This window comes from Streptomyces sp. URMC 126 (assembly GCF_051386555.1).
Classification (GTDB): domain Bacteria; phylum Actinomycetota; class Actinomycetes; order Streptomycetales; family Streptomycetaceae; genus Streptomyces.
The window spans coordinates 1-15195 of record NZ_JBPQTX010000170.1; the positions used below are offsets into that span (position 1 = coordinate 1).

Annotated in this window: 15 protein-coding genes; 11 read left to right on the plus strand and 4 right to left on the minus strand. The window is 72.6% G+C overall.

Annotated features, from left to right (window positions below):
* Nucleotides 1-31: 31 nt before the first annotated feature.
* On the plus strand, nt 32-931 hold the full coding sequence (locus ACSNOK_RS20435) for a hypothetical protein (RefSeq protein WP_436782183.1): 900 nt from the start codon (nt 32-34) through the stop codon (nt 929-931).
* 88 nt (nt 932-1019) lie between these two features.
* Here the strand turns inward: ACSNOK_RS20435 and ACSNOK_RS20440 are convergent, their stop codons facing one another.
* Together ACSNOK_RS20440 and ACSNOK_RS20445 are read right to left on the minus strand one after the other, a co-directional pair.
* Nucleotides 1020-2102: a glycoside hydrolase family 113 gene (locus ACSNOK_RS20440; RefSeq protein ID WP_436782169.1), complete on the minus strand. Its 1083-nt coding sequence runs from the start codon at nt 2100-2102 to the stop codon at nt 1020-1022.
* Nucleotides 2099-4147, minus strand: coding sequence for a DUF2334 domain-containing protein (locus ACSNOK_RS20445; RefSeq protein ID WP_436782170.1), 2049 nt, complete (start codon nt 4145-4147; stop codon nt 2099-2101). Before ACSNOK_RS20445 ends, ACSNOK_RS20440 begins: the two co-directional genes overlap by 4 nt.
* 362 nt (nt 4148-4509) lie before the next feature.
* Between ACSNOK_RS20445 and ACSNOK_RS20450 the strand changes: the two genes are divergently transcribed.
* The 5 genes from ACSNOK_RS20450 to ACSNOK_RS20470 all read left to right on the plus strand — a co-directional run bounded on the left by ACSNOK_RS20450 (nt 4510) and on the right by ACSNOK_RS20470 (nt 8842).
* A complete protein-coding gene (locus tag ACSNOK_RS20450; protein WP_436782171.1) occupies nt 4510-4725 on the plus strand; it encodes a hypothetical protein in 216 nt (71 codons plus the stop codon).
* The gene (locus ACSNOK_RS20455) at nt 4722-6164 is read left to right on the plus strand and encodes a glycosyltransferase (protein ID WP_436782172.1); all 1443 of its coding nucleotides are present in this window, start codon (nt 4722-4724) and stop codon (nt 6162-6164) included. The genes ACSNOK_RS20450 and ACSNOK_RS20455 overlap by 4 nt, the downstream gene beginning before the upstream one ends.
* 144 nt (nt 6165-6308) lie before the next feature.
* Nucleotides 6309-7514 carry a non-hydrolyzing UDP-N-acetylglucosamine 2-epimerase gene (gene wecB, locus ACSNOK_RS20460; RefSeq protein WP_436782173.1) on the plus strand — a complete coding sequence of 402 codons (1206 nt, stop codon included), beginning with the start codon at nt 6309-6311 and terminating at the stop codon, nt 7512-7514.
* Nucleotides 7511-8179, plus strand: coding sequence for a calcium-binding protein (locus tag ACSNOK_RS20465; RefSeq protein WP_436782174.1), 669 nt, complete (start codon nt 7511-7513; stop codon nt 8177-8179). The genes wecB and ACSNOK_RS20465 overlap by 4 nt, the downstream gene beginning before the upstream one ends.
* A gap of 69 nt (nt 8180-8248) precedes the next feature.
* A complete protein-coding gene (locus tag ACSNOK_RS20470) occupies nt 8249-8842 on the plus strand; it encodes a GNAT family N-acetyltransferase (protein ID WP_436782175.1) in 594 nt (197 codons plus the stop codon).
* On the opposite strand, the gene ACSNOK_RS20475 is transcribed toward ACSNOK_RS20470, so the two are convergent.
* Both ACSNOK_RS20475 and ACSNOK_RS20480 read right to left on the minus strand, forming a co-directional pair.
* A complete protein-coding gene (locus ACSNOK_RS20475) occupies nt 8752-9693 on the minus strand; it encodes a hypothetical protein (RefSeq protein ID WP_436782176.1) in 942 nt (313 codons plus the stop codon). The genes ACSNOK_RS20470 and ACSNOK_RS20475 overlap by 91 nt on opposite strands.
* Before the next feature lie 104 nt (nt 9694-9797).
* Complete coding sequence (locus ACSNOK_RS20480) at nt 9798-11789, minus strand: flavin monoamine oxidase family protein (protein ID WP_436782177.1); 1992 nt, start codon at nt 11787-11789, stop codon at nt 9798-9800.
* A 422-nt stretch (nt 11790-12211) separates the two neighbouring features.
* On the opposite strand from ACSNOK_RS20480, the gene ACSNOK_RS20485 reads away from it, so the two are divergent.
* The 5 genes from ACSNOK_RS20485 (at nt 12212) to ACSNOK_RS20505 (ending at nt 15172) form a co-directional block, all read left to right on the plus strand.
* Nucleotides 12212-12355 (plus strand): hypothetical protein, encoded by a 144-nt coding sequence (locus ACSNOK_RS20485; protein WP_436782178.1) that lies wholly within the window; start codon nt 12212-12214, stop codon nt 12353-12355.
* Between the two features lie 132 nt (nt 12356-12487).
* Nucleotides 12488-12673, plus strand: coding sequence for a hypothetical protein (locus ACSNOK_RS20490; RefSeq protein ID WP_436782179.1), 186 nt, complete (start codon nt 12488-12490; stop codon nt 12671-12673).
* 90 nt (nt 12674-12763) lie between these two features.
* Complete coding sequence (locus tag ACSNOK_RS20495; RefSeq protein WP_436782180.1) at nt 12764-12979, plus strand: hypothetical protein; 216 nt, start codon at nt 12764-12766, stop codon at nt 12977-12979.
* A 390-nt stretch (nt 12980-13369) separates the two neighbouring features.
* Entirely contained in the window at nt 13370-14611 is a 1242-nt protein-coding gene (locus tag ACSNOK_RS20500; RefSeq protein ID WP_436782181.1) for a helix-turn-helix transcriptional regulator, read from the plus strand.
* A gap of 123 nt (nt 14612-14734) precedes the next feature.
* Nucleotides 14735-15172: a hypothetical protein gene (locus tag ACSNOK_RS20505; protein WP_436782182.1), complete on the plus strand. Its 438-nt coding sequence runs from the start codon at nt 14735-14737 to the stop codon at nt 15170-15172.
* Nucleotides 15173-15195 lie beyond the last annotated feature (23 nt).

Sequence of the window (15195 nt, forward strand, 5' to 3'; positions counted from 1 at the left end):
GGGCCGGCGCGGCCACGGGGGTGGTGACGGGGTGGGCACGGACGTCGAGATCCTGCACGGTTTCCCGCACCTGGACACGGTGCACTCCGCGATCACCGCCCTGTACCGGCGGCTGTCGCCCGACGCCCTGCGCACCTTCGCGCTCAGCGTCGTCCCGTCCGACGTCGCGTTCTCCGACGACGAGGACCCCTACCTCGGCGTCCAGCGGATCGCCGGCGTCATGGTGCGGCACCTGCGGCTGCCGGACGCGCGGATGATCGTCTCCTTCCGCGACATGCGGCACGCCGGGAACGTGGAACTCGCGGCCGGCCCCGAGTACTTCGTCGAGCTCAACTCCCGTTTCAAGAAGCACCGCAGGGACATCGGCGCCGCCCTGGCCCACGAGGTGACCCACGTCTACCTGCACCGCCTGGGCCTCGGCTTCCCCGGCACCCGGGACAACGAGATCCTCACCGACACCGTCGCCGCCTACCTCGGCGCCGGCTGGCTGCTGCTCGACGCGTACCGCGAGGACGCGGTCAGTACGCAGAAGCTCGGTTACCTCACGCCGGAGGAGTTCGGGTACGTCCTCGCCCAGCGCGCCGAGGTGTTCGGCGAGGACCCGTCGCCCTGGTTCACCAGCCCGCGCGCCTACGACGCCTACGTCCGGGGCGCGGCGCGCTCCCGCCAGGAGGCGCGGCGTCCGCCGCTGGCGGCGGCGGGCCGCCTCGGGCGGCACCGGTACGCGCGCGACCGCCGGGCGGCCGAACGCGGCGCGGGCCCGGCGGCGTCCGCCGGGGCGCACCCGGCGGGGTACGCGTTCGAGGGACGCGACCCGCAGCGCGTCAGCTTCCCCTGCCCCACCTGCCACCAGCGCATCCGCGTGCCGGTCCGGGGACGCCTGCGGGCCCGGTGCGGACTCTGCGGGAGCGTGCACGACTGCGAGACGTGACGGCGCTCTCCGCTCCCGCGAGACGTAACGCCCCCTTCGCCCCGCCCTGCTGCGCCTTCACCCCCATCACTCCCTCCCGCTCGTCCCCTCACCCATTTCCCCACCACTTCCGCAGCACCTTCTCCGCCGGCTTGCCGTGCGGCGTATAGGCGAGCCTCTTGGGTGTCTCCCCCGCGTCCGGCCAGTCGTCCCACATCCACCAGCACACCCCGGCCCACCACTTCCGCCCGTCGAAGGCGGCGAGCAACGCCTCGTACCCGGCGGCCTGTTCGGCGTCGCCGGCGGCCTTGCTGACGGTCCACGAGTACGGGGCGGTGGTGCTGCCCTTCTGGCTGACGTAGCCGGCCTCGGTGAAGAGGATCCGGCGTCCCTGGGCGGCGGAGAACGCGGCCAGTTCCCTCACCACCGGCTGCCACGCCTCGCGCAGCCGCGCCACGTCGGTGGTGGGCTGCTCGCCGAGCGGCCAGTAGGCGTCGATGCCGATGACGTCGAGGCTCTTCCAGAACGCGACGCCGCGGTACTCGTCGTAGTTGGCGGCGTAGGTGAGCGGGCCCTTGTAGCGGGCGCGGACGGCGGCGACGGTCTTCTTCCAGCGGGCGCCGTCCGCCGAGGTGCCGGCGAGTTCGGTGCCGACGGAGAACTGTTCCGCGCCGGTCTCGGCGGCGAGGTCCGCGTAGTGCGTGATGAACCGCCCGTACGCCGCGAACCACGCGTCCGGGTCCGCGGGCCGGATGCCCGAGCGGTCCTCGCCGCCGGTGAGGTCCACGTGCGGCTTGATCATGGTCTTGAGTCCGGCGGCGTGGGCGAGGCGCACGACGTGGCGCAGGCTGTCGTCGTCGGCGGTCTCGTCGGTGGGCCGCATGCGGGTGTCGGTGAGTCCGTCCTGGTACCAGGTGGGGGTGAAGGTGACCCACCGGGCGCCGGTCGCGGCGATCTGCCGCAGATACGTTTTGGCCTCGGGGCTCTCGTAGTCCTTGCGGTTCCAGGCGGGGAGCGTGATCCCTTTCAGCGGGGCCTCCTTCCGGCCGTCCTGGCGCTTGCCCGTCCCACCGCTCGCGGTGCCGGCCGGCGGGGAGGCGGGGGCGTCGGAGGAGTCGTCGGCGGAGCAGCCCGCGAGGAAGAGGGCGGCCGCGGCCGCCAGGGCGACGACCGCCCTCTTCTTCGCGCTCACTGCTTGAGGTCCGTCGGGCCGACGAAGGTGTACCCGAGGGCGCGGATGCCGTCCACCGTCTGCTGGAGCGGGGCCGTCCCGTAGTAGGGGTGGTAGAAGAAGCTGGCCACCCCGTCGCGGACGGCCAGGTTGGCCTTGGCCGAGGCGATCAGGTCGGCGGGGAGCCGGGCCGGGTGGTTGTTGTACGGCTCGGGCTCGTAGTTGCCGAGGTTCTCCGGCAGGACCGTGGTGCCGTAGACGTCCTTCACGGCGTACGGGAAGAACTGGCCGATGTACCGGCCGGCGTTCGCGATGGTGCCGGGCAGGGTGCCTGCGAAGTACAAGGATCTCTCCAGACGCGCGGAGAAGTTCTGACCGAGGACACGGTAGTCCGTCCCGGAGGCCGCGTAGTGGGGTGTCGTCCACACCGTCGGCTTCGGCAGTCCGGCCGCCGCGAAGGCCGCCAGCGCGGACGTGACGCGCGACTGTGCCCACACGGCCGAGTCCTCGGCGGGCGGCCCGTCGTAGACGACGGTGTCGGACGCGTCGACGTGCGCGCGGAAGAACTCGAAGTCGTCGCCGGTGACCCCGCTGTACGGGTTGTTCACGTTGCTGTACTGGTGGGTGTAGCCGTGGTTCATCAGCACCGCGCCGTGCGCCAGCATGTACTTGAGGGCGGAGACGACCTGGGGGCTCTGGGCGAGCGTGATCGTCTCGGGCCGCCCGTTGTTGTAGACGCCCTTGGGGTCCGTGTAGACCGGGACGACGTTGATCCCGTAGGGGATCTTCTGCGCGGCGAGGTAGTCGGCCACCTGGCGCAGTTCGTTGGGGTCGGCCTTCGGGCTGATGTCCTCCAGCCGGACGAACGCGCGGTGCCGTTCGGCGGTGGCGGGGGCGAGCCCGTCGAAGAGCAGGTCCTCGAAGACGATCACCCGGTCGCTCTCGGAGACGTAGGTGAACGGGATCTCGCCGAGGTACGTCAGGTTGCCCGAACGGATCGCCCAGGGGCTGCTGTCGCCGGAGTTGGCGTCGACGGCCTGGGCGAGCTGGGTGACCTGGGGGTAGCCCGGCCCGGACACCAGGGCGGGGTGCAGCACGCCGCCGTCGAAGCCGGCGGGGATCTTCCGGGTGAGCTGCCGGCCCTTGTAGATCACCTGGGTGATGTTCCCTACGGTTCCCCCGCTCTCGTAGAACGAGTTGGTGGGGTCCCAGCCGTAGTGCTGCTTGAAGGTCTCGACGCCGACGGCGTTGGCCATGCCCCAGATGTTGTCCCCGACCCAGGTGACCGGACGGGTGGTGGCCAGGGCGTCCCGGTAGAACGCGGCCGGGACGGCGTCGGGGACGGTACCGCCGTAGTACGTGGAGCCGAGGTACACCGTGGCGGTGTACTGGTCGACCATGCCCGCGGTGTACGCCGAGACCGGCTTGGCGGTCACGGTGCCGAAGTGGCCGGCGAGGTTGGCGGCGGCCATGGCGTAGAGCTCGCCCAGGTACCCGTAGGGGCCGGTGGTGTCGTAGAGGACCAGCGCCGAGGTCCCGGCCACGGCGGCCGGCCGGACGGCGGTGGGACCGTACACGGGGCTCTCGGCGCTCTGCACGGAGCTCTGCGCGGGGCCCTGGAGGCGGGCGACGGCGGGAGTGACGGCGGGGACGCCCGCCCTGGGCGCGGCGACCTGCTGCGCGCTCGTACCGCCACCGGCACCGCCCACACCACCCGCGGCATCACCCGCACCGCCCGTCTCACCGGTGCCGGTGCTGCTCGCACCCCCCGCGCCGCCGGTCGTCGCCGTCGTCGGCGGCGGCGGGACGACGAGCTTGCCCGACCGGCGCAGCCGGTCGTTGGACAGCCGCGCGGCCTCCCATGCCTTGAGGTCCTTGACGCCCAGATCGGAGAGGGCGGCCGGTCCGACGCCCCCCAGGGCGTGTGACGGACGGGGCCGGGGACCCGTCGGCGCGTCGGCGGCGCCGGCGCCGTCGGATATCGCGAAACCGCCCAGCAGGGCCGCTACTATCGAAAGCGTTAGCGAAATTCGGGGCTTTCCCAGCCTTCTTCGGGAAATTCTCATCCTCATTCCCCCCTGAGTGCCGTTACGGCATCGTCGGCACCGAGCCGGGCCGATAGTTGGCAGATTCTGGTGGGGCCTTCCGGGCCTGTCAATGCGATCCCGGGTATTCGTGACACGCTCGCTATATCCGTGACGATTTCATCGCACTCCCGATTCGCCGCGGTTCGGGGCGGGCGGGCCGCCACCGCGCGGGGATTGGCATAGACCGCAGGCCACACAGGCAACAGTCGCGGCGCCAACTGCCAGAACTACCGGCCGGTCACAAGAATTTACATCCCCGAATTCAGTAATTCTCCGATGTACGACCGGCCCGGTAGAACGGTCTGGTACGTTCCCAGCGCACGCCTCGAAGGAGGCGGAAAATGGGGGGGGAACCCATGTACGGAAAACCCGCTCTGGGCACCGTCGTGCCCTTGGCCGGACTGACGGCGACGCCGGAAGTGATGCCGGGTCTGCCGTTCGCGAGAGGGCTTCAGGAGGCGGCCGGCGCCGGCTTCCTGCTCTACTGTTCGATAGCCGCCGTCCTGATTTCGCTGAAATTCTGGTACCGGATACGGAATGCCGGTGGCCGCTCATGACCGACGCGCTCTCGACGGTCCCGCTCTGGGCCGGCCGGCTCACCGCCGCCCCGCTCACGACCGGCCCGCTCCCTGCCGGCCCGTCCTCCGCCGGCCCGTCCCCCGCCGGCCCGTTCCCGGCCGGCGCGCTCATGACGCGAGCGCTCGTGGCCGACGGCATCCGGATCGGCGGCCTCCCGCTCGACGAGCTCCTGCTCTGGTCGAGCATCGCCATCATCGTGATGGCCGGCTGCTACAACACCGCCCTCTTCCTCATCTCCCGGCGCCGCTTCCGCCGCTCGCGCGGCCCCCGGGAACAGCGCTTCTACGTCTTCCTCCTCGCCTGCCTCAACGAGGAGAAGGTGCTCGCCGAGAGCCTGGCGCGGATCACCGCGCTGCCCGCCCGCAACACCCTGGCCCTGGTCATCGACGACGCCTCCGACGACCGCACGGCCGACATCGCCCGCACGGCCTGCGCCGCCCACCCGGGCAAGGTGCACCTGCTGCGGAGACAGCTGCCGAACGCCCGCAAGGGCAAGGGCGCGGCCCTCAACGCCGGGATCGCGTACCTGCGTTCGTCCGGCCTGCTCGACGGCCGCGACCCCCGTGACGTCATCGTCTGCGTCGTGGACGCCGACGGCCGGCTCGACCAGCATGTGATCCAGGCGGTCGACCCGTACTTCGACGACCCGCGCACCGGCGGCACCCAGATCGGCGTCCGGATGTACAACCGGAACAAGGGCCTCCTCGCCCGGCTCCAGGACATGGAGTTCGTGATCTACGGCGACATCTTCCAGAGCGCCCGCCGCTCCATCGGCAGCGTCGGGATGGGCGGCAACGGCCAGTTCATGCGGCTGGCCGCGCTGGACACCCTGCTGGGCCCGGACGGTTCCGGCCCGTGGAGCGACTCCCTGACCGAGGACCTGGACCTGGGCGTCCGGCTGATCGCCGGCGGCTGGACCAACCAGCACTGCACCTCCGCCGCCGTCTCCCAGCAGGCCGTCCTCGACGTCCGGCGGCTGGTGCGGCAGCGGTCGCGCTGGTTCCAGGGGCACCTCCAGTCGGCCGGGCTCGTCCCGCTGATCGTCAAGGAGGTGCCCACCCGGGCCGCCGTGGACCTGCTGTACCACCTCTCCAGCCCGGTGCTGATCCTGCTGACCTCGCTGCTGCCGGTGTCCTTCCTGGTCGCCGTCGTCGGCACGGTCATCGGCTCGGTCGAGGCCGGACGGCCGCTGATCTCCCCGATGTGGGTGCTCGGCCCGTACGTCCTCTCCTTCACCGCCGCCTACGTGTACGGCTGGGTCTACTCGCGGCGGGAACAGGGCCTCGGCCTCGTCCGGGCGGTCCTGTTGTCCCACGTCTTCATCTTCTACGGCTACATCTGGTTCGCCGCCGGATGGTGGGGCCTGTGGCGGATGCTCACGGGCAAGCGCACCTGGCTGAAGACGGCACGCACCTGACGGCGCGGGGGCGGAGCCCGCGCCCTCGCCCCCCGCCCCGGGAACCCGCGGACCCACGGGGCCCGCCGCCGGCGCCCCCGCGGGAACGCGGCCGGCGCCCGCCACTCCTCCACCGCAGAAACACACCACCGCCCAGGGAGACCCATGTCCCCGAACATGATCAACGCCCCGGTACGCGCCATGCTCGTCCTCGGCACCCGCCCCGAAGCCGTCAAACTCGCCCCCGTGGCCCGCGCCATGGCGGCCTCCCCGCTGTTCGACCCGCTCGTCGTGACCACCGGACAGCACCGCGAGATGCTGCACCAGATGCTGGACCTGCTCCAGGTCCCCCGCCGCACCGAACTCGACGTCATGCGCGACCGCCAGGAGCTGTCCACCCTCACCGCCCGGCTCGTGGACGGCCTCGGCGAGGTGGTCCGCGACCTGCGGCCGGACGTCGTCCTCGTCCAGGGCGACACCACCACCGCCCTGACCGGCGCGCTCGCCGCCTTCTACGAGCACGTCCCCGTCGCCCACGTCGAGGCGGGGCTGCGCACCGGCGTCCTCGACAACCCGTTCCCCGAGGAGCTCAACCGGCGGCTCATCGGCCGGGTGGCCCGCTGGCACTTCGCCCCCACGCGGCGGGCCGCCGGCCACCTCGCGGCCGAAGGGGTGCCCGCGTCCGAGGTGTTCACCACCGGCAACACGGTCATCGACAACCTCCTCTGGGTGCTCGAACGCGGCACCGGCCGCGACCAGTTCACCACCACCGGCCTGCGGCGCGTCCTCCTCACCCTGCACCGCCGCGAGAACCAGGGCGACACCATGCGCGGCATGGGCCGGGCCATACGCCGCCTCGCCGACCGCGGCGACGTCGAGATCCTGCTCCCGCTGCACAAGAGCCCGGCCGTGCGCGACGCGCTGCTGCCCGAGCTGACCGGCCACCCGCGCGTCCGCGTCGTCGAGCCCCTCGGCTACCTCGACTTCTCGGCCACCCTGGCCGCCTGCGACCTCGTCCTCACCGACTCCGGCGGCGTCCAGGAGGAGGCCCCCTCCCTCGGCAAGCCCGCCCTCGTCCTGCGCACCACCACCGAACGCCCGGAGGCCGTCGACGCGGGCGCGGCCCGGCTGGTGGGCACCGTGCCCGACGCGATCCTGGCGGCGACCGAGCGGCTCCTGGACGACCCCGCGGAGTACGCCCGCATGGCGGAGGCCGGAAATCCGTTCGGCGACGGCCACGCGACCGAACGCATCATCGCCCAGCTCGCGGAGGACTTCGGCGCGGACGCGGACGTCCTGTCCACCGATCAGTCCACCGATCAGGTGATCGCCCGCCTTCCCGAGGGCCCGGGGTCATACTCGACGGCATGAGCAGAGTTCACCGGCAGCTCGCCCTCGCCGCCCTCGCCGTCGCCGTGCTGGTCGGCCTCGGTTTCGCGGCGGACGCCCTGTGGGGCGGCGGGGGCGCGCCGGAACGGCCCTGGGCCGAGGGCTCGGTCCACGGCCCCTGGCGGTCGGTCTTCGACGGGCACGGCACCAACGTCGGACGCCACGACGGCCTGGCCCTCTCCCCGAAACCGGCCCGCCGGGACGACGAGACCCACGCCGGCCTCGTCGTCTCCACGGCGACGTACGAGAACGTGGACTACGAGGCCCGCATGCGCACGGTCGCCCAACTCCGCACGCCCAAACCGAACCCCTGGGAAGTGCCCTGGCTGGTCTGGGCCTACACCGACCCCGAGCACTTCTACTACATCACCCTCAAGCCCAACGGCTGGGAGCTGGGCAAACGCGACCCCGCCTACCCCGGCGGCCAGCGCTTCCTCGCCACCGGCCAAGGCTCCTTCCCCGTAGGCCGCACCTCCGACGTCCGCGTCGCCCAGCGCGGCGCCCGCATGGAGATCAGCGTCGACGGCCGCGGCCTGGTCGCGTACGAGGACCACGAACGCCCGTACCTGAAGGGGAGCGTGGGGGTGTACACGGAGGACGCCCGGGTGGTGTTCAGCGAGGTGGCGGCCCGGTCGGCGGGGACGTGAGGGGTTTCCCGGCTCCGGTCCCCCCTGAGGGGCTCCCGTCCCGCGCCCACCGGCCGTAGGCTCCGCCTCGTGAACCTTCCGAACGCTCCCGGCGTGCCCCCGTGCCCGGCGTGGGAGCACGGCGTACTCCGCACGGAGCGGCTGGAGTTGACGCCGCTCCGCGTCGAGCACGCCGAGGAGATGGCCGGCGTACTGGCCGACCCGGCCCTCTACGGCTTCACCGGCGGCACCCCGGACTCGGCCGACGCGCTGCGGGAGCGCTACCGGCGCCTGGTCGCGGGCTCTCCCGATCCCCTCACCGTCTGGCACAACCGGGTGCTCCGGCTCCGCGACGGCGGCCGGCTGGTGGGGACGGTTCAGGCCACCGTGACCGCTTCCGGGTCCGCCGCCGAGGTGGCGTGGGTCGTGGGCGTGCCCTGGCAGGGGCGCGGGCTGGCCACCGAGGCGGCCAGGGAGTGGATCGCCTGGCTGACGGGCCGGGGCGCGCGCACGATCATCGCCCACATCCACCCCGGCCACCGCGCCTCCGCCGCCGTGGCCGCCGCCTGCGGTCTGGCACCCACCGGAGAACGTCAGGACGGTGAGATCCGGTGGAGGCTGTCGGCCTCCTCGGACCAGGCGTCGAGCACGTACCACTGCCGCACCGACCTTCCCCGCACGTAGAGCCGCCGCCCCCGGCCGACGACGTCGGTGTACCGGGTGAGGGGTGTGCCGTCGGGGAGGGTGAGGCGGGCCTCACCGAGCGGTTCGAGGACGCCGTCCGAGGCCCGGCGGCGGTGTGGGCGGCGCAGGCGGTGCAGCACCCCGTCGGCGAGGAGGACGATCTCCGTGCCGTGGACGGCGATGCCCTGGGGACGGACGCCCGGGGCCGCCTCCCAGGAAGTGGCCCGGCCGTCGGCGCCGAGGTGGAGGAGCCGGGGCGAGGGGTGGTAGGCGAACCAGGCGGTGCCGTCGTCGGTGACGTTCAGGGCGTGGGTGTCCACCGGGTAGGGCAGGCCGTCCGGGGGTGTAAGGGACCATCGCCGGTTGCCGCGGCCGTCCCAGTGGACGAGGCCGGCGGCGCCGGTGGGATCGTCGCCGTGGATGCCCTCGTCGGAGTAGGCGCTCCACAGGCCGCCCCGGCGGTCGGCCAGGACGCGGCGGGCGCCCCGGCCCAGGCCGAAACGGCGTCCGGGCCGGCCGTCGCGGCCGAAGAATTGGGCGTTCCGCGTCTCGGAACCGCCCACCACGAGCACCCGGCCGTCCGGCAGGACGTCCAGGGCCGACGGCCGGACGCGCACTCCGGTCAGGGCGCGCTCGACCGGGGGCGTGCCGTCGCTGGTGACGAGCCGGGCGTCGTAGGGATACCGGCGGGGCCGCGGGTACGGCGTTCCGTACGGGTTCGGCACGGTCTCCGTGTCCGGGCAGAGCAGCCACAGGGCGTCGCCCCGGGCGTCCACGGTGGTCACCAGGCAGGTCGCGGCGTCGTACGGGCCGGGCAGCGTCGCGTACGGGCGCAGGGCCGCCTTCCTCAAGGAATCACCTCACGGGCGGACGGGCATGGACCCCCATGATCCCGTCCGCCCGTTGCCACCGGCCCGCCGGCCCCGGAGCCCGGCCGCGGGCTCAGGCCGTGCGCTCACGCCAAGTGCACCTCCAGGGCCGCCCGGACGCCGGACTCCAGGGCGCCCTCGATCCAGGACGGCTTGACGGACGTGTGGTCGCCCGCGAAGTGGAGAGGGCCCTCGGGGGCGCGGATGGCGCCCAGCAGTTCCGTGTGCTGGCCGGGCAGCAGCACGGACGCCTCGCCGTACGCGTACGGGTCGCGCAGCCAGCTCTGGGTGCGGCCGGCGCCGGTGTAGAAGACCTCGATGCGCTGCCCGTACACCTGCTGCAGGCCGCAGAGGGCGTGCGGGTAGCGGGCCTCGTCGTCGAGGGAGTCCCAGCGGGAGGCGTCGTCGGCCCAGCAGTAGGACGCGAGGACGACACCGCCCTCGCTGCCGGGCACCGGATGGGAGGGGTTGATCATGAACCGGTTGGGGTTGTCGGAGATCGACCCGCCGCCGACGATGTGCGCCGCCTCGGGCTGGTCGCGTCCGGCCCAGTAGTTGGCGGCGTAGTGGGCGCGCTGCGCGTGGGTGATGTGGCCGTGCGGGACGGACGGGTGCACGCCGAGCAGGCTGCCGTCGGCGGGCGCCTTGCCGTCCCGGTACTTGGCGTACAGCCCCTTCCCCGCCGCTTCGAGCTCCCGCTTCCAGTCCTCCTCGGTGAACTCCCACCAGCGGCGGCTGAATTCGAGCAGCACCTTGGTCGCGCTGTCGTAGTGCAGCTCGGTGACCGCCCGCCGCTTGCCGTACGACATCAGCGGGCTGACCTGGACGTGCCGCAGCCCGGTGAACGGCACGGTGACGATCGCGAGGTCGCCGGTGAACTGCTCACGGACGACCTTGCCGTCCCGTCCCTCGGACACGGTGTCGATCCACACGCGCGGCCCGTCCTCCCGGACGTGCGTCGCGCGGTCGGCGCCCGCGCGGTCCGGCGACCAGTACTCGATGCGCGTCGCCCGCCGGTCGAGGCGCAGCACGTCGTCGACCTTCTTCAGCAGCGCGTCGGGCAGCGTCGCGGTGCCGCCGACCAGCTCCCAGAACGCGGTGTCCGGGCTGATCAGCGACTGGCTGATGAAACTGTGGACGAAGGAGAGCGGCAGCCGGGAGGTGAGGTTCTCCAGCGTCCCGACGAGGTCCAGAGTGCGCTCGTCGAAACCGGCCTCCTCGGTCAGGAAGCGGTACATCGACCAGTCGCCGTACTTCTGGATGACCCGCGCCCAGCCCTTCACCCGCTCGGGCATCGGCTTGTCGACCCGCTTGCCGTCCGCCCCCGCCGTGCTGAACTCGTCGCGCACGGGGTCGAGGACGCGTCGCAGGATGGTGGACGACGGCGTGTCCCACAGCTCGCGCGGAACGCCGAAGGAGCGATTGATCTTCCGAGGGTCCTTGGCGTAGTCGGAGCGCCGCATCCGGATGCCGTTGACGTGCAGCCAGGCGTGGTTGACCGGCTTGCCCTGCCCGTCGACGTCCACGAGGTGGAAGGGCCGGCGCTTCACCCCGAGCCCGTCGATCAGGCTCATCACCAGCGGATGGCTGCCGGGGATGCGCATGGCCCCCGCCTCCGCGTACTGCCGGGGGTCCGCGAACGGCTGTGCCGCGTGCTCGTGACCACCCTTGCGGAAGGTCTTGATCCGGCCGCCGACCCGGTTGCCGTTGGCCTCCAGCAGCGTCACGTGGTGCCCGGCTCTCTTCAGCAGCCAGGCGGCCACCATCCCGGCCGGCCCGGCGCCCACCACGAGCACCTTCCGGCCCGTCTTCTTGCCGGTGCGCGGCAGCCCGTCGTCGAGGATCTTCTTGTACTCGGGCACCAGCGGCCGGTCCTTGTCGTCGACGACGAGCAGGGCTCTGGCCACTTCCACGCAGGTGTCCCAGTCCGCGGTGGACTTCGCGGGCGCGGCGGCCCGCGCCGGCGCGGCGGCGGAACCGCCGAGCGCGGCGACGGCTGCGGTGGTCGCGCCGGCGGCGACGGCGAACTGACGGCGGGAGACGGTCGGTTGCCCGCCTTGAGCGGGGAGTTCATCCATGCGTCCTGCATAGGGCGCGGCGCGCCGAATACGACCGTCCGACGAACGCCGCTCACCTGAACGTGCGAGCGCACGGGCGCCCACCGCCCTCCCGCGCGCCTCCTCAACACAACTACCGTTGCGGGTGCGGCGGTTTACCGGCCCGCCGTCGCCGAATGCCGCCCTGTTCCGCTCGGCGGACCGGCCGCTGTACGGTCGGCCTCCGCTCGATCCATCGTGGCCGCGTCATGCGTGCTCACATGCGAAGAGATCGGGATCAGCGGGGTGGCTCATGGCGGCGGTCGCGGCACCGCTGATCGCGGCACCGGGCACCGCCACCGCCACGCCCCGACACCGTTCTTCCGCCCCTCGGCTCCTCGATCGCCGCGGCCCGCGACGCGGACGGCCGGCCGGTCTTCTTCAGCACCGACACCAGTGACGGCGTGTGGCAGCGCGCGCAGACCTGTCCCGGCGGCGGCTGGACGGGCTGGGGCAGGCTCGACGGCGGCCTGGTCTCCGTCGCCTCCGAGACCAACACCGACGGGCGGGTGGAACTGTTCGGCGTCGACCGCACGGCGGGCGTCTGACACCGGTCCCAGACCTCGCCCGGCGCTGGCTGGTCGCCCTGGGAGAAGTTCGACGGCGGCCTCGCGCCCGTCACCGCGGCCCGCAACAGGGACGGCCGCCTGGAACTCTTCGGCACCGACGGCACCCAGGGCGTGTGGCACCGCCGGCAGCTCTCCTCCGGCGGCGTCTGGTCGGGCTGGGCGAAGTTCGACGGCGCGCTGCACCGCGTCGCCGCCCAGACCAACGCGGACGGCCGCGTGGAACTCTTCGGCGTCGACGGCGGCGGAGCCGTCTTCCACTGCTCGCAGACGTCCCCCGGCGGCAACTGGTCGGGCTGAGAGCGACTCGACGGCGGCCTCGCCTCCCTCGCCGCGGCCCGCGACAAGGACGGCCGCCTCGAACTCTTCGGCGCCGACGGCACCGGGGGCGTGTGGCACCGCTCGCAGGCGTTCCCCGGCGGCGGCTGGTCGAGCTGGGAGCGCTTCGACGGCGCGCTGAGCCAGGTCGCCGCCCAGACCAACGCGGACGGCCGCGTGGAACTGTTCGGCGTCGACGGCAGCGGCGGCGTCTGGCACCGCTCGCAGACGTCCCCCGGCGGCGACTGGTCGGCCTGGGACAGGTTCGACGGCGTACTGAGACCCTGACCGGTCTCCCGCCACGGGACACGGCCGCCGGGCCGCTGGTTGCGCGGCAAGCGGGCGGGGGCGCAGGCGGGGTCGCGGCCGGGGGACCACCGCCCCGGTCCGGCCGGGCCCGTCCCGCTCGACACGTCGGCCACCCCGGCCGACCCGCCTACGGACGCGAGGCGACCCACCCGCCGGACCCTCGCTCCGCCGGCCGCACGCCAGGCACCCCTCATCGCCTCCACGCGCGCCGCCTCACCTGAACGTGTGAGCGCACGGGCGCTCGCCGCCCTTCCATGCGCCCCCGCGAGTACAACTTGCCTGTGGCATAAGAAGGTTTGCCCGTCACAGCCGCCACCTTGTGCGGCAGGGGACGGGCCCTACGCTGGCGTTGGGAAGGATGGTGAGCCCATGTCCACAGGTTTGGCCGACAACGTGAGGAAGTACCGGCGGGCGGCCGGTCTGAGTCAGGAAGGGCTGGCCGAAGCGGCCGAGCTCTCGCTGAGCACGGTCCGCAAGGTGGAACAAGGCGGGGACGCCCGCGTCGAGACGCTGCATGCCATGGCCCGCGCGCTGGGCGTGACCACGTCCGCCCTCTTCGCGACGGAAGCCCCGAAGCCCGTCCTCGGCCCACTGGACGAGGCGAACCGCCGCTACCTGCTGGAGTTGCGCAAGGCGTTGATGCCCGCCGTCGGCCTCACGGGCAGGGTGCCCGGGCCTTCCGAGGCCGGGGAAATCTCCGAACTCCGGCGAGGTGTCCAGGAAGGACACGCACTGTACTGGGCGGACCAGTACGGAGCCGTGGCGAAGCGCCTCCCGAAACTTCTGCGGAGTTCCGAGGCGGCGGTCGCCACCCTGGAGGGTGAGGAACAGCGCCAGGCCGTCGTCGCGCGGTGTCACACACTGCTGCTCACCGGCAAGTACCTGACGCAGGTACGGCAGTACGACATGGCTTACCACGCTCTCGTGGAAGCGATCCGGCTCGCCCGACAGGACGACCGAACCCAGCTCGCGGCGACGGGCGTGGTGGGCCTCTGCTGGCTTCTGTTGCGTCAGGACCGCTTCGACGAGTGCGAGGAACTCGCGTCGCTCACGGCGCAGGAGATCGAGCCGCGCATGTCCGAAGCGTCCCCCGCGCGCCTGGCCGTGTGGGGCGAACTCTGGCTCCGCGTGGCGTCGGCCGCCATCCGCAACAACCGGCCGGACGTGGCCAGGGAAGCCCGCAGGATGGCCGGCACGGCGTCCAGCGCGCTGAACTCCGAAGGAGTGTCCTTCCCCGACCACTGGGCGGGGTTCGGGCCCATGACCACGGAGATGAAGGCGGTGGAAGACCTCTCGCTGATGGGCGACGCGCGCGGCGTCCTCCGCCGGACCGACGAAGGCGTTTTGAGCTCCCGCGCCTCCGCACACCTCGGCAAGCCGGACCCCACCAACTGGGGACGCCACCGGCTGGACGTGGCCCGCGCGCACGTCCTGCTCAAGTCCCACCAGGACGCCATGAACGAACTCACCCAGCTCCGGCACACGTCCGGCGCCTGGCTGACCCACCAGCCCATGGCCCGCTACATCATGCTGGACATCCTCAAGACCCGTAAGCGCACCCTTACCCAGGACATGCGCGACATGGCCGCCCACCTGGGGGTTGCCGGGTAAGCACCACGAAGCGGGGTACATCGCGCGCACTGCCCCCGAAACCGCCCCGCAGCACCCGTGGTCCGGGGCGGGGCAAGGCCCATACGGTCCCCTCGTCGAACCCGCGACGAGAAAGGACCGCAGGTGGCACACAGGACCGACGAAGACCGGCACCGGCGACGCGCGCTCGCCGATGCCGCTTCGGGGCACACGGCGGCCCGGCTCCTGCCCTGGACGACGGAGGACGGAAAGCCGTGCCTCCTCCTGACGGACGACCGGTGGGGACACCTGTCCCGGCTGGCGGACGACGTGGAGTCGCTCCAACTGGCCCTGGGCGCGGACGTACTGGAGTACGCCCGCGAGGTACTGGACGACCCGTCGGCCCCGGAACACGAGCTGCGCTTCGTCGGTGTGCGGCTGTCCGAATGCCTGCGGGACGCGCTGTCCGTAGCGAAATCCCGCGGCTCCAGCCTCCCGCCTCGGTGGCGGAACGGCCCGACGGCACCCGACCGCGCCACGCTGCCCACGCCCTCTCCGGACGTCGCGCGCGAACACACCACCCCGGAGGAGCCCTCATGCTGATGCCCCGCCCACACGTCCCCCTC